Source organism: Verrucomicrobiota bacterium (genome assembly GCA_016200005.1).
Lineage (GTDB): Bacteria > Verrucomicrobiota > Verrucomicrobiia > Limisphaerales > PALSA-1396 > PALSA-1396.
Genome location: JACQFP010000026.1, coordinates 172,310 through 191,687 on the forward strand (window position 1 = coordinate 172,310; position 19,378 = coordinate 191,687).

Here is a 19,378-nt window from a genome sequence, read left to right on the forward strand (position 1 = left end):
TCAAAATGCCGCCGGCCACTCCGGCCTTCCATGTGCTGATTCGCGGAGAGTGGGCGGTTCTGGGCAAGGACCCGTCCGGCTAACCGCACCGGCAAGCTTCGCCATCGCGATCGCGCTTTCTGCTCGACTCCCGAAGTTCGACCCTCGACAAATAGGCGCGTGCGCACCTGCGTCATTTTCAACCCGACCGCCAAGGGTGACAAGGCCCGGCGATTTCGACGGCAACTCGACACCCTCCAGACCGGGTGCACCTTCAAATTGACCCAGGCGGCGGGAGACGCGCGCCATCTGGCAGCGGAAGCGGTCCGCGAAAACTTTGACACCGTCGTCGCCGCGGGAGGCGACGGCACTTTCAACGAAGTCCTCAACGGCATCGGTGATGAACCCGGCGCTTTTGATCGTGTTCGGCTTGGCCTGTTCCCGCTGGGAACAATGAATGTGGTGGCGAAAGAACTGGGTATTCCCATCCAACCCGAATTGGCCTGGCAAACCCTCCAGCAAGGTCGCGAAACGGCGATCGATCTTGCCACCGTGGAATTCACCGCGAACGGCGCGCCGGCGCGCCGGTATTTCGCCCAGTTGGCCGGTGCCGGCCTGGACGCACGCGCCATTGAACAGACCAGTTGGGCCTTGAAAAAAAAGATCGGCCCGCTGGCTTATGTGGTCGCCGGCTTGAAGGCGCTGCTGGGCGAACAATCCCGAATCACCGCAACCAACGGCGCCCAATCCGTCACCGGCGAACTGGTGTTGATTGGCAACGGGCGATTTTATGGCGGCAAGTTCGCCATCTTTCCAGAGGCCGATCTGCGCGATGGCTTGCTCGAGGTCTGTGTATTCCCGCACGTCAACTGGCTGGTGCTGGGCTGGTGCGCGCTGCCTTTGCTGACGTGGGGTTTGCTCCCTGAAAAGGCGGTTCGCCGATTCCGATGGGAAAAACTCACCCTGACCACCCCATCCAGCGCCCATTTCCAATTGGACGGAGAACTGGTTGGAAATCTGCCCGCCACTTTTTCCCTGCAACGCAACAAGCTGCGCGTGCTGGTGCCTTGATTGCTATCCTCCGATCACGGCTTTGTTTTCCCGACTGCCCGGAAGATCGCGGCAGTTCACTGCCCGGGCGGCGGGGCTTTTTCGATCGCCTTCTTGGTCTGCTCGATCAAGTCGTTGACCAGTTTTTTCTGCGATTCCGTGAGGGCGGAATTACTCGAAAGCTTGTCCAATTCCACGAGCGCCTCCGGAAATTGCCCGTAGCGAAAGAATCGCTTTAGCGAAGAAATGTTGCCTTGCACGTCCGGACCGGCGCTGGCGAACTCGGCATCAAACTTCGTCCAGTCCACCTGGATGCCATGGTACGCTTGAGCGGATTGTTTTGCTTGATCCGTCTTGTTGCAGGCCGCCAGACCCAGCAGGCACGACGTGAGGACCAGAAAAAACACTTTTGTGGTTTTCATTTTGCGAGGGTTCAAAATTGACCGGGTTTCCGGGTGGAATGGTCCATCAGCCAATAAACATCCTTGTTGTTCGGGGACAAAACATTCAGGCCAAAAAGCCTCCCGATGGGAGGCGTTGTTCTAGAGTCAGTCCATTTATGGATTTCCGCGTGGCCATCCACAAAGGAAAGTCCACCTGCCCCACCATGATAACTGCCGGGAAAATCGATCATTACCGACTGAGTGGGCTTATCGGGCCAGCCATTCATGCTGGTACACCATTCACCGTCATTGATGCTATCGCACCGCTCATCCACAAATACGATGGTCTTCGAAGGTCCCGGCGCTACGGCGTCGCCCATTTTCTTGTACTTCGTGTAGCCGGCGCACCCGGTAAAGCCATCAGCGTCGGCACCGTTAAACCAACTGAGCATCGACATGCTACGCACTCGCGGAAAGGATTGTCCCTTGTAAGGCCCGGTTCCAGCGAGACAGGGATATTTATCATCCCCCGGACACCGCCAGATGCCGGTATTGTTCCCACAGTACGGCCACAAAGGACTTTTCTTTATGGTGACTTCGGCATCCCAATTGGCTTGGTTGCCGCCATCGTTGCGGGGATTTCCACTCCAACTCATATCATTCACCGGCATCCAGTCGCCCGGATTCCTCCATGCCGCCGGCACCCGATCAGAGTTGTCGTCCACGTAGAATCTCCACGCCAGCATGAGTTGCTTGTCATTATTCATACATTGAACGGCTTGCGCCTTGAGCTTGGCTTTACCCAAGACGGGCAGCAACAAGCCGGCGAGAATGGCAATGATCGCTATGACCACCAATAATTCAATCAAGGTAAACCCGCGGCGGGGAAACCGCGGCGGCGACAAGGAGTGGTTGCTTGCACACTTGAATGTTTTCATAAGAAATATCCCGCCAATTTCTTGCCTGATGGTTCTACCCACACCTTATTCATTTTCCGCGTGGCCGTCAACAGCTTCCAAATGAGAGCCAACACGGCCAACCGAAGCGCGGCGGAGGACAACAAACCAAGGTTTCTAATTCAGTCATTGGTTAGATTGATCGATCCCAGGATGGCATAAAACCATTCACCGCGTAAGTGTGCGTTTGACCGCACACCTCCCCTTCTCTTACGAAGGGAGTGGCGCGGAAACATTTATCCCGTGGCGCAGACAGTAAGCCGCGTTTCGCACGTACTTTTCGGCGGAGTTTCGTAGCTCGCTGATTTCCTTGGGCGTCAAGGCGCGCACAACTTTTGCCGGAGAACCCAGCACCAGCGAGCCGGGTGGAATCTGGGTTCTTTGCGTCACCAGACTGTTGGCGCCGATCAACGATTGGCTTCCGATATTTGCGCCGTCCAAAATGGTCGCGCCCATCCCGATCAGCACTTCGTCGCCCACCGTGCAGGCATGCACGATGGCCAGATGCCCAATCGTAACGTAATTCCCGATGAGGCAGGGTAACTCATCTTCCACATGAATCATGGCATTGTCCTGGAGATTCGAATGGTGGCCGAGGACGATGCGGTGGATGTCGCCTCGCGCGACGGCGTTATACCAGACGCTGGAATGGTCACCCAATGTCACGTCGCCCAGCACCGCGGCTCCCCGCGCAATGTAAACCCCCTGGCCAAGCACGGGGTTCTTTCTCAAGAAAGCATCAAACTGTGCATCAAGGTCGCCCATGCACTGGTTAAAACAGGATTGCCGGCTTGTTCCAACAAAAAAACCCCGCCGGCAATTCGCCCGGCGGGCTGCATTGTTTCAGTTCCTCCCCAATTTATCGGCAAACCCGGTAATGCGGCCGGCCTCCATGATAACCTCCGTAGTAGTGGCGCGGATAGCAACCCCCGAATCCGAAACTGAACGAGACGACCGGCGCCGGTCGAACATAAACCGGCGGAGGATAGACTACCACTGGCGCAGGCGAGGCATACACGACTGGCGGTGGAGCGTAGTAAACCGGCGGAGCTGGCGGGTAATACGTGGGGGCATAATAACCCGGACGATAGTCAATCGCATTGGCGATGATCGATGCCGCCGCAATACCCGTCAGCACTTTGCCAGCGGTGGCCCATTCCCGATCCCCAGCCGAGGCGGTCTGAATGTTCGTTCCGGCAAAGGCCAGCAGCGTGACGGCTAAAATAATCTTTTTCATAATTTGCCTTTCGTGTTTGATTATGATGTCATACTAACTGCCAACAAGGGTTTCGACTGGATGAGTTGATTATTATTCAAAAAGAAACTATCGGCAATCAGGCCAGCTAACTATGAATAAATCTGCAGGCCAGCCTTCGATTCCTCCGCGCCGACGTATTCCACGAGCTTTCAAGGATTTAACCCCGACCAAGGCCTTCAACCCGCGCACCTTCTTCCATGAAATGGTGTGGAAAGCCTGGTTGACCCCGCGCATCGGTCAGCACAAGCGCCCGGAATTTCCCAAACTGACTCACGGTCAGGTGGCACTGACTTGGATCGGCCACGCTTCGTTTTTGGTGCAGTTCACCAACTTAAACGTCCTGATCGATCCGAACTTTGCCAACTGGCTTTTCCTTTTGAAACGCATCAAACGCTCCGGCTTGAAGATTGGCCACCTCCCTCCGATTGATCTTGTCCTCCTGACACACGCGCACTTTGACCATTTTCATAAACCAACGCTCCGCCGTCTGCCGCACCCGAAAATCGGCATCATGCCGTGGGGCGTCGGCGACCTCGCGCACGATCTCGGGTTTGAGCGCATCATCGAGCTTGAGTGGTGGGAAAGTTTTTCGCGGGGCGATTGGAAAGTCACATTGACTCCATGCAAACATTGGGGGGCGCGCGTCTTGCGCGATGAGCATCGCGGCTACGGCGGCTTTATTTTGGAGCACCAGGGCCGGCGGATTTACCACGCCGGCGACAGCGCCTACTTCGACGGTTTCAAACAAATCGGCGAACGCTGCCCACCGGAAATTGCCCTGTTGCCCATCGGCGCCTACCACCCGGAATCCTTTCGCAACGTTCACATGGGACCGGACGAAGCGGTGAAGGTATTTCGCGACTTGCGCGCCAAATGGCTCGTGCCGATGCACTACGGCACGTTCAAACTTTCCTTCGAAGCGATGGACGAACCGCCCCGCTGGCTGCGCGAAATCGCCCACCGCGACGGCATCACTCATCACCTGAAAATCCTCGAAGAAGGAACGCCGGTGATTTTTTGAGCAAAGTCACGAGCGTCTTGTCATCGGCTGGCGAAGCATCCTAAAGCTAGTTCCCTGACGGAGCGCCGCTCAACGAGTTTGAATCCACCTCCTCGCCTTCTCCGCCAGCTTGTCGAACGCGGTCACGCAGAGTTCGAGGTGTTCTTCCTTCGTGTCCTCGATCTTGTTGTGGCTGATGCCGTGCAGACTTTGGACAAACATCATCACGGTGGGCACCCTCGCGCGCGCAACTTCGGCGGCGTCGTGCAACGGGCCGCTCGGCAGGCGATGCGATTGGCCACAGGTCTCGCGGATGGCTTCGTCGCACAGCGCGATGAGTTCGTCGTTGAACGGGCGCGGGTCAATTTGCCAGAGGCGTTCCCAGGAAACATTCACGTTGCCTTCCTTCGCGAAGCGTTCGCTTGCGTCCCTTGCGTCCTTTAACATTTTCGCCAGTGCAGCCGCATCGAGATGGCGCTGGTCGAGCGTGATACGGCTTTCCTCGACCACGCTCGTCACGATGCCGGGTTTGGTCGTGCACGAACCGATGGTGCAAACGCCGCCGTTGCTGCGCTCGGCGATGCGATAGATTTCCAGACTCATCTTCGCGGCGGCGAGGAAGGCGTCTTTGCGGCGGTTCATCGGCGTGCTGCCAGAGTGCGCGGCCTGGCCGTGAAACGTGATAGCATGTCTTTCCACCCCAAATGTGCCGAGCACCGCGCCGAGCGGCAGATCGAGGTCCAGCAACACCGGGCCTTGCTCGATGTGCAATTCCAGATACGCGGCGGCGTTCTTGAGTTCCTTGCCGCTGTCCTTCACGCGCTCGAAATCTATGCCCACTTCGCGCAGCGCGTCAGGCAGATGGAGGCCGTCCTTGTCCTTTAAGCCGCGCGCTTCGTTCATATCCAAATTGCCGGAACAGGCAGACGAGCCGAACAAACTTTTTCCGAATCGAGCGCCTTCTTCATCGGCCCAATCCACGAGGCGCACGGTGACCGGTGGCTTGCCATGATATTGCGCGTTGATGCGCCGGAGAATCTCGACGCCCGCCATCACGTTAAGACAACCATCAAGCCAACCGCCATTCGGCACCGAATCAATATGGCCACCGATGAGCAGACACTTTTCTGATTCGCCGCGCAGCGTGCACCAAGTGTTGCCCGCCGCGTCGTTGTGAATCTCCAGCGGCAGCCCGGCAACTTTTGAGCGCAGAAACTCCCGCGCCTTGAGCCAGGTCTTGGTGAACGCGACGCGTTGCGCGCCGTTCTCGTCGCTGGTGAGGGCGCGGAGTTCCTTGAGTTCAGCGACGGTGCGTTTGGGATTCAGCAGCCTGCTCATGCGGTCAGAATTTTCTTGTAGCGAACCCACTCATCACGGACGTATCATGTGCCGCTGAGATAAAAAAGAAAGGCAAACCTATGCCAACACTTGCCACGACAGTTGACGGGCTCAAGCTCCCGAATCCCTTCGTCATCGGTTCGGGCCCGCCCGGCACGAACCTCAACGTCATCACCAAGGCGTTTCGAGAAGGCTGGGGCGCGGTCATTGCCAAGACCATCAGCCTCGACGCCTCCAAAGTCGTCAACGTCACACCGCGTTACGCAAAACTCCTCGCCTCCAGCGGCGAAGTCATCGGCTGGGAAAACATCGAGCTGATCAGCGACCGACCGTTCAAAATCTGGATCGAAGAATTCAAGAAGTGCAAAGACAAGTTCCCGGACCGTGTGCTCATCGCATCCATCATGGAGGAATACAACAAGAATGCGTGGATTGAAATCGTCGAACGCTGTCAGGACGCCGGCGTGGATGCGTTCGAATTGAATTTTTCCTGCCCGCACGGTCTTCCGGAACGCAAAATGGGCGCGGCCATGGGCGAAAACCCGGAAATCCTCCGCGAAGTAGTCGGGTGGGTGATGCGCGCCGCGACGAAACCGGTGTGGGCGAAGATGACGCCCAACGTGACGCACATCGAAGACCCGAGCCGCGCGGCGTTGCGCGCCGGTGCTACCGGTATCAGCGCCATCAACACCATTCGCAGCGTGATGGGCGTGAACCTCGAAACACTTCGCCCCGAACCCAGCGTGGAAGGCTACACGACGCCGGGTGGTTATTCCTCGAAGGCGGTGCGGCCCATCGCGCTGCGGATGGTCCTGGAAATCGCGCAGCTCATCCGCAAGGAATTTCCGAAACGCTCACTCTCTGGTCTCGGTGGAATCGAGAGCGGCAGCGACGCGGCACAATTCATTTTGCTGGGCGCGGACACGGTGCAAGTCTGCACCGGCGTGATGAAGTTCGGTTACGAATGTGTGAAGCCGATGTGCGATGAACTGCTCGCGTTCATGGCCAAACACAAGTTCGAAACGCTTGCCGACTTCAAAGGAAAAAGTCTCGATTATTTCACCACGCACGCCGACCTCGTAAAACGCCAGGCCGAACGCAAGGCCGCGCAAAAAGCCGCCGCCGCAGCCAAGGTTGTCAAGAGCGACGGCGAGTGGAGCGGTGACGACTTTGTGAAACAATCCGCCGCGCTGGCAAGGTGAGAAAACTTAAACGCAAAGACGCCATGCATGAAAGATTTGTCTTTGCGCCTTTGCGTTAAAAAATTATGGCAACAACTCTCGAACCGTGCCCGAATTTCATCGGCGGCGAATGGCTTCAGCCAAAAGTCGCCGGCACGCCTGTCTTTAATCCGTCCATCGGCGAAACCATCGCGGAATGTCCCATCGGCACGGCGGCTGACGTGAACGCCGCCGTCGAAGCCGCGCACGCCGCGTTTCCCGCATGGATGGAAACACCGCCCGTCGAGCGCGTGCGGATTTTGTTCAAGTTCAAGGCGCTTCTCGAAGAAAACCTTGAAGACCTTGTTCGCTGGAACACGCGCGAGCACGGCAAGACGCTCGTCGAGTCGCGCGGCGACGTGAAGCGTGGCATCGAGATGGTCGAATTCGCGTGCGGCGTGCCGTCGCTGCTGATGGGCGAGGTGTTGGGGAACATCGCCCGCGGCATTGATTGCGAGTCCATCCGCCAGCCGCTTGGTGTGTGCGTTGGCATCACCCCGTTTAATTTCCCGGCGATGGTGCCGTTGTGGATGTATCCCGTCGCCATCGCCTGCGGTAACACGTTCGTCCTCAAGCCGAGCGAAAAAGTGCCGCTCACCGCCATCAAGATCGCGAAGCTGCTGGAAAAGGCCGGGCTGCCAAAAGGCGTGTTGAATATCGTCCATGGCGGACGCGAGTGCGTCGATGCGCTGCTCACGCATCCCAAGGTGAAGGCGATTTCCTTTGTCGGCTCGACGCCCATCGCGCGCTACATCTACGAGACCGGCACGAAGCACGGCAAACGCGTCCAGTCCAACGGCGGCGCGAAAAATTACGTCATCCTCATGCCGGATGCCGACGTGGAAAATTCCACGCGCGGCGTCATCGAAGCTGCGTTCGGCTGCGCGGGCGAGCGTTGCATGGCCGGCTCAACGGCCGTCGTCGTGGGCGGCGCGGAGAAAACCGTTTTGCCCACGCTCATCGAAGCCACGCGCAAAATCAAAGTCGGCCCGACCGACCGCGAGAAACAGCCGGACATGGGCGCCGTCATCACGCGGCAGCATTGCGACCGCGTGCTGGAATTGATCGAAGCCGGTGTGAAGGAAGGAGCGAAGATTCCGGCGGACGGTCGCGGCGTGAAAGTCAGCGAAGCCCCCAACGGCTTTTTCGTCGGCGCGACGATTCTCGATCAAGTTCAACTTGGCATGACCGTGGCCAAGGAGGAGGTTTTCGGCCCGGTGCTGAACGTGATGCACATGGAGGATCTGGACGCTGCCATCGAACTCGCCAACAAATCGCCCTTCGGCAACGGCTCTTCGATTTTCACCCGCAACGGCAAGGCCGCGCGCGAGTTCAAGCATCGCATCCGGTGCGGCATGGTCGGCATCAACATCGGCGTGCCTGCTTCAATGGCTTGGTTTCCGTTCAACGGCTGGAACGATTCGTTCTTCGGCGACCTGCACATGCAGGGCAAGGAAGGTGTGCAGTTCTTCACGCAACTCAAGGTGACGACGAGCCGCTGGTTCAGCTACGGCGAGGGTGACCTCTGGCATCGCGAGCCGCACAAATAATCTTCTCGAAATCCTCCCGGCCGGGATTAAAGTAATTACGTATGAGCACGCGGGACGCGCTGATTCAGGAACTTATGAAACAGCCCGAGGAAGTGCTGCGAGAGGTGCGGCGCTATCTCGCTTCTGTCGTCGAGCATCAGACGCACAACGGTAACGGCGCGGGGGCAACCACGACGTGGCCGGAAGGCTATTTCCAACGAACTGCCGGCGCGTTTGCCAACGAACAGTTCGAGCGTCCGTCCCAACTGCCGTTTGAAAATCGCGAGGAGTGGTGATGGCCTGGCTGCTCGACACCAACGCGTGGATCGTTTACCTGAAAACACCGCAGTCTCCCATCCGCACTCGCCTTCAAACGCTGCGGCCGTCCGATCTGGTTCTTTGCTCCGTTGTCAAAGCTGAACTGCTTCACGGTGCTGAGAAATACGGCAACCGCGAGCGACGACTTGGCATTCTTCGCGAATTGTTTGCTCCTTACGCCTCGCTTCCTTTCGATGACGCTGCGGCGGCTCAATACGGGCAGATGCGCCATGAGTTGGAAGTCGGCGGCAATGTCATCGGTCCGAATGATCTGATGATTGCAGCCATTGCACTCGCGAACAACCACACCTTGGTCACGCACAATACTGCGGAGTTTTCGCGTGTGCCTGGACTCGCGCTTGAAGATTGGCAATAACGGAGGCAACACCAAAGCCTATGTCGCTCCTCATCAAGAACGGTGAAATCGTCACGGCCAGCGAACGATACGTCACCGATATCTTTTGCGACGGCGAAACCATCAGAGCTATGTGTCCAGACATTCAGCCGCCGCGCGGCGCGGAGGTGATTGATGCGAAAGGCAAGTTCGTTTTCCCCGGCTTCATTGACCCGCACGTCCACATTTACCTGCCGTTCATGGGCACGTTCTCGAAGGACGATTACGTGACCGGCAGCCAGGCCGCGCTCGTCGGCGGAACGACGACGCTCATCGAAATGTGCTGCCCGTCGCGCAAGGACGATGCGCTGGAGAGCTTTGAGTTGTGGATGAGCCAGGCCGTCGGCAAGTCCGCGTGCGATTTCTCGTTCCACATGGGCGTGACGAAGTTCGATGACAAGTCCGACAAGCAACTGCGCGAGATCGTGAAGCGCGGCATCAGCTCGTTCAAAATCTTCCTCGCCTACAAAGGGGCGTTCGGCGTGGACGATACGGAGCTTTACCGCACGCTCAAGCTGGCGAAGGAACTTGGCGTCATCGTTACCGCGCATTGCGAAAACGAAACGCTCGTGGCCGAGCGCTCGAAGGAATTGCTCGCCGCAGGCAAGACCGATCCCGGCCAGCATCACGAGAGCCGTCCGCCCGCCGTCGAGGCTGAGGGCGTGCACCACTTGATGACCTTCGCCGAACTCACCGGCGCGGCGACTTACATCGTCCACCTGAGTTGCAAGGAAGCGCTCGACCAAGCCATCGCCGCGCGGCAACGTGGCGTGCGCGTCACGGTCGAGACGCTCATCCAGTATCTCACGCTCGACAAAACCTACGCGGAGTTGCCGAAGTTCGAGGGCGCGAAATTCGTCATGTCCCCGCCGCTGCGCGACAAGCGGAATCAGGAAATTCTCTGGAACGGTTTGCGCGACGGTCTCGTGCAAACCGTCGCCACCGACCACTGCCCGTTTGATTTCAAAACGCAGAAGCCGATGGGCAAGGACGACTTCACGAAAATCCCCAACGGCATCCCGTCGCTCGAAGAACGCATCAACCTGCTTTACACCTACGGCGTGAAGGCGGGGAAGATTGACCTGCACACGTTCGTGAACGTCGCCAGCACGCAGGTCGCGAAGACGTTCGACCTGTTCCCGCGCAAAGGCACGATCCAACCCGGCGCGGACGCCGACCTCGTGGTGTTCGACCCGGACTATCGCGGCAAAATCTCCGCCAAGACGCAGCACATGAACGTGGACTACAGCGCGTTTGAAGGTTGGAAGATAGAGGGCCGCCCCAGCGTCGTCACCGTGCGCGGGCAAGTCGCCGTGCGCGACGGCAAATTCGTCGGCAAGCTTGGCCACGGGAAATTCCTCCAGCGCAAGCCAAATCATTTTTGAATTCGTAGCAGCCGACGTGAGGAGGCTCTGATCTCTTTCGCTTTCAATTTGAGCCTCGTTACCTCGGCTGCTACGAATTCTTGATGAACCGACTGGAATTTCAGGTGTTGGCCATCAACCCGTTTGTAGCTAATCTATTTCCATGCAAACCGCCGTCGGCGAGGTTTCGTGGGAAAGAATGATTCGAGCTGTGGAAAGAGTTCGCGAACGATTACGCCGGACCGTAGCTGCCCTTGAAGCGGCAGGCGTGCCTTACGCGCTGGCCGGCGGCAACGCCGTCGCCGCGTGGGTTTCTCGGGTGGACGAGGCGGCAGTGCGCAATACCCAGGATGTTGACATTCTTCTGCGTCGCTCCGATTTGCCGGCGGCAATCGCTGCGATGGCCAAGGCCGGTTTTTTCCATCGGCACGTCAAGGGCATCGATATGTTTTTGGACGGCCCGAACGCGAAGGCGCGCGACTCCGTTCACGTCGTTTTTGCCGCGGAAAAAGTCCGGCCCGAATCGCTCGCGCCGTCGCCGGATATTACCGAGTCCGAAGCCACGGAAACCTTTCGTCTGGTGACTCTTGACGCGCTGGTCCGAATGAAGCTCACGGCATTTCGTGACAAAGACCGCACTCACTTGCGCGATCTCATCGAGGTTGGATTGGTTGATGCCAACTGGGTCAGCCGACTGCCTTCCGAATTGGCAGTTCGGCTGCAAAACCTGTTGGACACACCAGAGGGATGATGAGCCGTGGCGATTCGCTATCCTCACCGAATTCAAACTGCTGTTGATCTATGCCAATCAAATTCTCCGTCGTCGGACTCCCGGAAATAAAACCCGGCAAGCACAACGTCAAAGACCCGCGGCTGGATCAGGCGGACAAGCTGGTCGAAGCCGACAAGAAAACTTACGCGCAGGTGGACGTCGTTGGCGCGGAGGACGCCTTGACCGCCGACGCCGTGCTCGCGTCGCGCGAAGGACACGTGGACCTGATCCTTCAGGACTTGGAGTTTGTGGAGACGCGCTTGAGCCGCGACCCGGCGGAACCAGAAAAGTCGGTGCTAACCAAAGTCAAAAGCCTGCTGGAGAACGAGAAGTCTGTTTTTAGCAGCGGACTGAAACCGGAGGAGTTGCAGGCCATCGCCGCGCACAGTTTTTCGACCAACAAACCGATCATCGTGGCCGAACTCGATGAGTCGGCTGAACCGGACAAATTGATTTTGCGCGCGTTTCGCGAGAGCGGCTATATCAGCTTTCTGACCGTCGGCGGCAAAGAGAATCGCGCCTGGCCGATTCGTCAAGGCATGAGCGCGTGGGAAGCTGCCGGCTCGATCCACTCCGACCTGCAGAAAGGATTCATTCGCGCCGAGATCATCAGCTTCGACGATTTTGTTCAGGCTGGCGGTGAGACGCAGGCCAAACGCGCGAACAAGCTGCGACTCGAAACAAAGAACTACATCATGCAGGATTACGACGTGACAAATTTCAGGTTCAACAAGTAGCCGCCGTCACTTCCATCCAACTTGGAACAACTTCGAGGCAATTTTTGAAACTCGTCTCAGCCAGTGTTTTTTATCCGTGTCAACCCGTGTTCATTCGTGGCTTAATTCCGCCCGTATGAACCCAATCGAAGCTGGCCTCACGGAAAGCCAGTTGGACGAACTCAAGCAAAGCACGCTCTTCAATGCCGACCTCGCGCCCGTGCCGCAATCGCGGCGAAAGTGGGGCATGTTAAGCTTCGCCGCGCTGTGGATTTCCATGTCGGCGTGCATCCCCACTTACATGCTCGCGTCGGGACTTATCAGTGGCGGAATGAACTGGTCACAAGCCATCCTCACGATATTTCTTGGCAATGTCATCGTGCTCATCCCGATGGTGCTCAATGCGCACGCGGGAACGCTTTACGGAATTCCGTTTCCGGTTTATTGCCGCGCGTCGTTCGGAACGCTGGGCGCGAACATCCCGGCGCTGTTGCGGGCGCTCGTGGCGTGCGGCTGGTTCGGCATTCAAACCTGGATTGGCGGCGAAGCGATTTACAAAATCTGCGTCACGATTTTCAAGCTGCATCCCGAACCGGCGTCGAACTGGCTTGGCATCACCGGAGGACAATTCTTTTGCTTCCTGTTCTTTTGGGGCGTCAACATGTGGGTCATCTACCGCGGCATCGACACCATCCGCTGGTTGCTGAACATCAAGGCGCCGTTGCTCATCGCGCTCGGACTGCTGTTCCTGTTTTGGGCGTATCGCAAAGCCGGCGGATTCGGGCCGATTCTGTCGCAACCGTCGCAATTCGATCCCGGCCAGCCGAAGGCCGGGGAATTCTGGAAATATTTTTTCCCGGCGCTGACTGGCATGGTTGGGTTTTGGGCGACACTCTCGCTGAACATCCCCGATTTCTCGCGCTACGCGAAGACGCAGCGCGACCAGGTCATCGGCCAAGCGCTCGGTTTGCCGCTGACAATGGCATTGTATTCGTTCATCGGCGTCGCGGTTACATCGGCGACCACGATCATCTTCGGCAAGACAATTTGGGATCCAGTGGACGTGCTGACGCATTTCGAGAACCGCACGTTGCTGGTGTTTGCGATGTTCGCGTTATGCCTCGCCACGCTGGCGACGAACATCGCCGCCAATGTCGTCAGCCCGGCGAATGATTTCTCTCATCTCGCGCCGAGGAAAATCTCCTTCCGGACCGGCGGTTTCATCACCGGCGTGCTTGGCATCTTGATGATGCCTTGGAAACTGCTCGCGAACCCGGACAGCTACATCTTTCAATGGCTGGGTGGGTATGGCGCGCTGCTCGGCCCGGTCGGAGGAATTCTCATCGCCGACTATTTCGTTTACCGCCGCCGGAAACTGAATCTCGCCGCGCTTTACAAGTCTGATGGCGAGTACCGTTTCACGAATGGATTTAGCTACGTGGCGATTATCGCGTTTGTCGTCGCGGTGTTGCCCAGTCTGCCAGGTTTTCTGGTGAAAGTGCATCGGCTCGACCCGGCGCGCCTCTCCCCATTTCTCGTGAGCTTGTTCGACTACGCATGGTTCATCGGGTTCACGTTGGCATTTACACTTTACCTCGCGTTGCGCAAACTGGCGCCGAGAGCTTGACCTGATTACACCAAATGAAAACGCCAACCCTGCCTCCTACGAATCACAAGCCACAAAAATACACCGGCCCGTCCGCTGCCGAAGTTCTGGCACAACGGAAACAATTTCTGAACCCGGGCATCTTCCTCTACTACAAACAGCCGCTCATGCTCGTCGAGGGCAAGATGCAATACATCTGGGACGACCAGGGCAAGCGTTATCTCGACGGCCTCGGCGGCATCGTCACCATCAGTGTCGGGCATTGCCATCCGCACGTGGTGGCGGCGGCGACGAAGCAGAACGAAACGCTGCAACACTCAACGACAATTTATCTGCATCCAAACGTCGGCGCGTTTGCGGAAAAGCTCGCGTCAAAACTGCCCAGCGATCTCAAGCTGTGTTACTTCGTGAATTCCGGTTCAGAGGCGAACGATCTGGCGCTGCTCATGGCGCGCGCTTACACAGGCAACTACGACGTCATTGCGTTGCGCAATGCGTATCACGGCGGCAATGCGTCGGGCATGGCCGTCACGGCACACAGCACGTGGAAATACAACGTGCCGCACAGCTTCGGCGTGCATCACGCCATCGCGCCGTATCCCTATCGCGGGCCGTACGGCTATGATGATGCGGACGCGGGCAGGAAATATGCGGACGACGTGAAGTCGTTGATTGATTACGCCACGCCGGGTAAGGTGGCGGCGTTCATCGCGGAATCCATCCAGGGCGTCGGTGGATTCGTCGAGTTTCCGCAAGGTTATCTCAAGCGCACGTATGAACACATCCGCGCGGCGGGCGGCGTTTGCATTGCAGACGAAGTGCAAACGGGCTTTGGCCGCACGGGCACGCATTTCTGGGGCTTCGAAACGCAGGGCGTGATACCCGACATCGTCACGATGGCGAAGGGCATCGGCAATGGCTGTCCGCTCGCGGCCGTCGTCACCACGGCGAAGATTGCGCAGTCGCTCACGGGCAAAGTTCACTTCAACACGTTCGGAGGAAATCCGGTCGTCACCGCGATCGGCAAAGCCGTGCTCGAAGTTATCGAGAAGGAAAAGTTGCAGGAGAACTCCCTCAAGCAAGGCACGCGCATCAAGGATGGTTTGGAGAAATTGAAGGCGAAATATCAAATCATCGGCGACGTGCGTGGCAAGGGCTTGATGCTGGGCGTGGAGATGGTGAAAGACCGCACGACCAAAGAGCCGGCGAAGGCCGAGTGCTCCGCCGTGCTTGAACATGCGCGCGAAATGGGCTTCTTGCTCGGCAAAGGCGGTTTGTGGGGACAGACGATTCGCTTTGCGCCGCCGATGTGCATCACGCCGGCCGACGCGGATTTCATCGTCGAGGTATTCGACGCGGCGTTTGCAAAGCTCTGAATTGAAGCTCCAAATTCCAAGCTCCAACAACCAGAGAAGCCCCAAGCCTCAGGCTCCAACTCAAGATGTCCGTTCGACGCCGCACTTTGTGGTGATTCGAATTTAAAGCTTCTTTGGAGCTTGGAGATTGGTGTTTGGAGCTTTATTCGGACACTTCTTCCACGAGCGCCGCTGCCTGTCTCGCGCCTTTGCCGAACTTGATTTCGGGAATCAACATGGAAGTGCCAGCGACAATTAATCCGGCGCTGATCCAACCCAGGACTTGCATCGAAACGCCGGACACCAGTTGAAACGCGACGAGGGGTGCCAGCACACCGCGCACACCGGTGAAGAACGTATGCACGCTCATGTAATCCGCCACGCGCCTGGGCGGCGCGAATTTGGTGACCCAAAGGCTCCACGCCACGTCGCCGCCCGCGTTGGAAATCCCGTAGATGATGGCCGCCACCACCAGCCCGGTCATGGTGCCGCTGGTGAAGAAGGATAAAATGCCAAGCGCGAATCCAATGTTCAACGTGATCCGCAACACGAAAAAATTCATGCGATCGAAAAGCCAGCCCCAAACCGGACTCAGGACCAGACGCGCGAGGTTGGGAATGACGCCCGTCAGCAGCGCAATCTTGCCGGCCGTGAGCGGCAATCCGTGCTGCGTCATTCCATATTTAGCATTGGCCAGATACTCCACACGCAACGGCGCCATCATCAACGTGGCAAACCCCAAAAACATCCAGGCAATGAGCGTTTGCCGGAACAATCGGTCGTCCCGCACATGACGCAGCGCTCGGAACGGGTGCGTGCCGCCGGAAACGTGCAACGGCTGCGAAGGACAACGCGCCAGACAAATGCTGGCAAACGCAAACGCGCCGCTGAACACCACGAGGAGCCATTGGAAGTAATTGAGGTGTCCGGACAATGCGCGTCCCGCCAGTTCGCTGAAAGCGGCTGCGGTGGCAATGCGAATCATCACCGTGCGGGAGAACCGCCGGCCGCGTTCGTGCTCCGGATAGTTTTCCTGGTAAATCTGGGTCATCAACGGAATGGCGGCGGAGGCAGTGGTCATGGCGAGAACCGAGCCGACCACGAAGACTGGCAGCAATGGCACCAGTGCCATCATAAAAAAACTGATGGCGCCCAGCGCGGCAAGACGGGAGGCCGCTTTGGCCACGGGCCAGCCGGCGGCCTCGACTCGCGACACGACCCACGGAGCCAGTATCAATCCCAGACTTCCACCCCCGGCCACGAAGGCCTTTGCCAGTGGTCCCGCTTCAAACCAACGCACCGCCAGCAGCAGCAGGAACGTCGTTCCTGCCGTTTCCAAAACACCGGACGAGATGGCGCGCCAACGCTCGTAACGATAAGTCAGTTCGGTCCGGGATTGCGCAACCATACGCGGACAATTCAATCACCATCCCCAACCCGGAGCAAAACCTATCGTTCGGGAGCAGGTCGTTGGATGCGGAGCTGTCCACGAAAACGAATTCTCCGCTTCGGGTTACGACAACTCCCGTTGTGCAAGAAACACCCTGTGGACTCGGCGGTCAGAGGCCCGCGGGTGGCAACTCGGAATCTTGAACAACTGGAAGATAGAGCGTGAAGGTGGTGCCTTCGCCAACCTTCGTATGCACGTGGATGGCGCCGTGAGCTTCCTTGACCAGTCGTTGCACGATGTTTAATCCCAGACCGGTACCTTGGGAGAGCGCTTTGGTGGTAAAATAAGCATTGAAAAGCTTGGGCACAATTTCTGGCGGAATCCCCGGCCCGTTGTCCGAGACGGAGAGCGACAAGAGCGGTGCCACGTTCTTGAATGTCTCCCGATTGGTCAGGCGGTCATGTGGCCCGTCGAGGAAGCCGGATAATTCGAGCGGCTCGGACAGAACCAGGCTGCGCAAATCCACCCGATGGTTTTTCGGCGTGCTTTGGAAAGCGTTGACCATCAGGTTGAGCAGAATCTGAATCAAGTCGGTGCCGTTGATGCGCACGATGACATCTTGGGGCAGCGGATGGATCTGGAATTGATTGTCCTGCACGCTGGGATGCGCGCCGATCAGCTCGACGAGATCGGCCAGAATCTGGTTGACGGCGACCGTGGCGTTGCCATCGGCCTGCTGACGCAGGAAGCTGAGATAGCGGCGGGAGATGTTGATGCAGTTGGTGACCTGGCGGGTGATGGTTTTCTGCCGGTCTTTGATATTGTCCAGGTCTTCGCCTTCCAGTCGCGTGGCCGTCCCGATGCGCTGGTTCATCAACTGGATGAAGCCGGAAATGACCGTGAGCGGGCCGTTGATGTCATGAATGATGCTCGCGTAAATTTCACCGCGGCTGCGGGTGATTTCCTCCATCATCTTCTGGTTCTGTAACTCCGCCTGCAGTTCCTGCAATTGGCGGCTGTTCCGGCTGATTTGCTCGGAGAGAGAGCGCCGTTCCATGGCATTGGCGACGGCCGTGCGGATGTCGGCAATGTCGAACGGCTTGTTCAGATAATCACACGCGCCGAGCCGGAGCGCCTGGCGGAGGGTGTCGGCCGTTTCGTACGCCGTCAGCAGGATCACTTCGATGTGCTGATCAATGGCTTTGAGGTGGCCCAACAACTCCACGCCGGACATGCCAAACATGCGGATGTCGCTGACGACCGCATCGACCTTGTTTTGCTTCACCATATCCATCGCGGTGTTGCCATCATTGGCGATCAGCAGGTGGTAATCGTCCTTGAACACCACGCGGAGCGATTGCCGCGGGCCTTCCTCGTCGTCCACGATCAGCAAGGTGCGTTTCGCGGGCAGGTCCGACGATTTAGAAGTGGTATCCGATGGAGAAGGTGAGCGCATGACTGATAAACTCGTAACGACCATCGGCCGATTCGCCGGTCAGGAAGTTGGGCGTGCTGCCCGTGACGTTGCGTTCCGGACCATAGGCCAGTTGGTAGGCGGCATCCCAGCGCCAATGTTCGTATTTGCGGCCCACGCCCAGGCTGAAAATGTGGCGGTTGGAGTCGGGGACGATCGGATTGAAATTTTTGTCGGGCACGCTGTTCTCGCTGAAGATGTAACCGGCACTGGCGTGCCAACCCTTCTCAAAATAACGGGTGACACCCCATTCGTAGAAAATGCTGGACTGCCAGTCGAAGGTCAGCGGCAGCGTGCCGGAAAATTTCTGTTTCAATTTCACGGTGTTGAGCCGATCCCAGTCCGTCCAGTCCACGTCAAATTCGAGGTTCCATTTCGGCGTTGGGCGGAACGATACGCCCGCGACAATATTTTGCGGGAACGGAAACCGGGCACTCGCAGCCTGTGAGCCGGAAGGAACGCCGAAGGCATCCGCGCCTTTGGTTGAGGAGCGGCCGCTGAAATCCATGGTCGTTTCGCTGCGGTAATTCGCGCCGAAGGAAAGTATTTCAATGGGTTTCCATAGAATCCCGGCATTGAAGCCCAGGTCCGTGTCGTCCCCGTGAAACCGGAATTGATCGCCCGGGTTCAGGGGAAACGGAATGATTCCCCGCCGCAGATCGGTGTCCGCATAGTTGAGCGTGGGACCAGCGGCGATGGAGAGCGTGGGGTGAATGCGCCAGGCCACAACCGGATTCAAGGTCAGGTAAGTGATGTTGCCCTTGGTGGCCAGCGTGCGGAACGGAGATTTGTCCGGCCATTCCAACGAAAGACCATACGGGGAATAAAATCCCAATCCGATCGAGATGGGACATTTCTCCAGCGCAAGGGTGTAATAGAACTGCGGCACGCCCTGGATTTCATCCTTCGTGCTCTGCGAGACACCATTGCCACGGTAGTCGGAGTTCAACAAAATACCGTACACGCCGAAACTCGCATTGTTGCCTTCGAGCTGGGTGATGCCCGCCGGGTTGTAGTAAATGGCGGAGGGATTATCCGCCGTCGCCGCAAACGCGTTGCCGCGCGCCGTGGCGGCCGGGTCTTGATCCGCGATGCGAATGCCGAGAGCCAACCCCCGAACGGGCGAAAGAATCGCCAGTGCCAACGCCAGTGAAGAGCATAACGACGCTTTAATTTTCATGGTGCAGTGCCCGTCTTATTTTTGCCGTTTAGGTCTTTTCGCAAGAAACTCCCCTTCTCACAAGCACAATTCTCTGACCCTTCAATCCCGGCGCCC

The 19,378-nt window shown here is 57.8% G+C and carries 19 protein-coding genes; 11 read left to right on the forward strand and 8 right to left on the reverse strand.

The window, feature by feature from the left end:
• Nucleotides 1-159: 159 nt before the first annotated feature.
• Nucleotides 160-1,050 (forward strand): diacylglycerol kinase family lipid kinase, encoded by an 891-nt coding sequence (locus tag HY298_10130; protein MBI3850611.1) that lies wholly within the window; start codon nt 160-162, stop codon nt 1,048-1,050.
• Between the two features lie 56 nt (nt 1,051-1,106).
• Here the strand turns inward: HY298_10130 and HY298_10135 are convergent, their stop codons facing one another.
• The 4 genes from HY298_10135 to HY298_10150 all read right to left on the reverse strand — a co-directional run bounded on the left by HY298_10135 (nt 1,107) and on the right by HY298_10150 (nt 3,605).
• Entirely contained in the window at nt 1,107-1,451 is a 345-nt protein-coding gene (locus tag HY298_10135) for a hypothetical protein (GenBank protein MBI3850612.1), read from the reverse strand.
• An 11-nt stretch (nt 1,452-1,462) separates the two neighbouring features.
• Entirely contained in the window at nt 1,463-2,350 is an 888-nt protein-coding gene (locus tag HY298_10140; protein ID MBI3850613.1) for a type II secretion system protein, read from the reverse strand.
• A 228-nt stretch (nt 2,351-2,578) separates the two neighbouring features.
• On the reverse strand, nt 2,579-3,133 hold the full coding sequence (locus tag HY298_10145; GenBank protein MBI3850614.1) for a gamma carbonic anhydrase family protein: 555 nt from the start codon (nt 3,131-3,133) through the stop codon (nt 2,579-2,581).
• A gap of 94 nt (nt 3,134-3,227) precedes the next feature.
• Nucleotides 3,228-3,605 carry a hypothetical protein gene (locus HY298_10150; protein ID MBI3850615.1) on the reverse strand — a complete coding sequence of 126 codons (378 nt, stop codon included), beginning with the start codon at nt 3,603-3,605 and terminating at the stop codon, nt 3,228-3,230.
• A 112-nt stretch (nt 3,606-3,717) separates the two neighbouring features.
• Between HY298_10150 and HY298_10155 the strand changes: the two genes are divergently transcribed.
• Nucleotides 3,718-4,647: an MBL fold metallo-hydrolase gene (locus HY298_10155; GenBank protein MBI3850616.1), complete on the forward strand. Its 930-nt coding sequence runs from the start codon at nt 3,718-3,720 to the stop codon at nt 4,645-4,647.
• Nucleotides 4,648-4,716: 69 nt separating this feature from the next.
• Here the strand turns inward: HY298_10155 and HY298_10160 are convergent, their stop codons facing one another.
• A complete protein-coding gene (locus tag HY298_10160; GenBank protein ID MBI3850617.1) occupies nt 4,717-5,964 on the reverse strand; it encodes a hydantoinase/carbamoylase family amidase in 1,248 nt (415 codons plus the stop codon).
• An 80-nt stretch (nt 5,965-6,044) separates the two neighbouring features.
• Between HY298_10160 and preA the strand changes: the two genes are divergently transcribed.
• From preA to HY298_10205, 9 genes are all read left to right on the forward strand, one after another.
• Nucleotides 6,045-7,166 (forward strand): NAD-dependent dihydropyrimidine dehydrogenase subunit PreA, encoded by a 1,122-nt coding sequence (gene preA / locus HY298_10165; protein MBI3850618.1) that lies wholly within the window; start codon nt 6,045-6,047, stop codon nt 7,164-7,166.
• Between the two features lie 65 nt (nt 7,167-7,231).
• Nucleotides 7,232-8,734 (forward strand): CoA-acylating methylmalonate-semialdehyde dehydrogenase, encoded by a 1,503-nt coding sequence (locus tag HY298_10170; protein MBI3850619.1) that lies wholly within the window; start codon nt 7,232-7,234, stop codon nt 8,732-8,734.
• Nucleotides 8,735-8,775: 41 nt separating this feature from the next.
• Complete coding sequence (locus tag HY298_10175) at nt 8,776-9,009, forward strand: hypothetical protein (GenBank protein ID MBI3850620.1); 234 nt, start codon at nt 8,776-8,778, stop codon at nt 9,007-9,009.
• Nucleotides 9,009-9,407, forward strand: coding sequence for a type II toxin-antitoxin system VapC family toxin (locus HY298_10180; GenBank protein MBI3850621.1), 399 nt, complete (start codon nt 9,009-9,011; stop codon nt 9,405-9,407). The genes HY298_10175 and HY298_10180 overlap by 1 nt, the downstream gene beginning before the upstream one ends.
• 20 nt (nt 9,408-9,427) lie before the next feature.
• Complete coding sequence (gene hydA, locus HY298_10185; GenBank protein MBI3850622.1) at nt 9,428-10,810, forward strand: dihydropyrimidinase; 1,383 nt, start codon at nt 9,428-9,430, stop codon at nt 10,808-10,810.
• Between the two features lie 142 nt (nt 10,811-10,952).
• A complete protein-coding gene (locus HY298_10190) occupies nt 10,953-11,540 on the forward strand; it encodes a hypothetical protein (protein MBI3850623.1) in 588 nt (195 codons plus the stop codon).
• A 50-nt stretch (nt 11,541-11,590) separates the two neighbouring features.
• Nucleotides 11,591-12,298: a DUF933 domain-containing protein gene (locus HY298_10195; GenBank protein MBI3850624.1), complete on the forward strand. Its 708-nt coding sequence runs from the start codon at nt 11,591-11,593 to the stop codon at nt 12,296-12,298.
• 115 nt (nt 12,299-12,413) lie between these two features.
• On the forward strand, nt 12,414-13,904 hold the full coding sequence (locus HY298_10200) for an NCS1 family nucleobase:cation symporter-1 (protein MBI3850625.1): 1,491 nt from the start codon (nt 12,414-12,416) through the stop codon (nt 13,902-13,904).
• Nucleotides 13,905-13,918: 14 nt separating this feature from the next.
• Nucleotides 13,919-15,259, forward strand: coding sequence for an aminotransferase class III-fold pyridoxal phosphate-dependent enzyme (locus tag HY298_10205; GenBank protein ID MBI3850626.1), 1,341 nt, complete (start codon nt 13,919-13,921; stop codon nt 15,257-15,259).
• A 142-nt stretch (nt 15,260-15,401) separates the two neighbouring features.
• On the opposite strand, the gene HY298_10210 is transcribed toward HY298_10205, so the two are convergent.
• The 3 genes from HY298_10210 to HY298_10220 form a co-directional block, all read right to left on the reverse strand.
• Nucleotides 15,402-16,646 (reverse strand): MFS transporter, encoded by a 1,245-nt coding sequence (locus tag HY298_10210; protein MBI3850627.1) that lies wholly within the window; start codon nt 16,644-16,646, stop codon nt 15,402-15,404.
• 151 nt (nt 16,647-16,797) lie between these two features.
• Complete coding sequence (locus HY298_10215) at nt 16,798-18,084, reverse strand: response regulator (protein ID MBI3850628.1); 1,287 nt, start codon at nt 18,082-18,084, stop codon at nt 16,798-16,800.
• Entirely contained in the window at nt 18,050-19,282 is a 1,233-nt protein-coding gene (locus tag HY298_10220) for an outer membrane protein transport protein (GenBank protein MBI3850629.1), read from the reverse strand. The genes HY298_10215 and HY298_10220 overlap by 35 nt, the downstream gene beginning before the upstream one ends.
• Nucleotides 19,283-19,378: the final 96 nt, after the last annotated feature.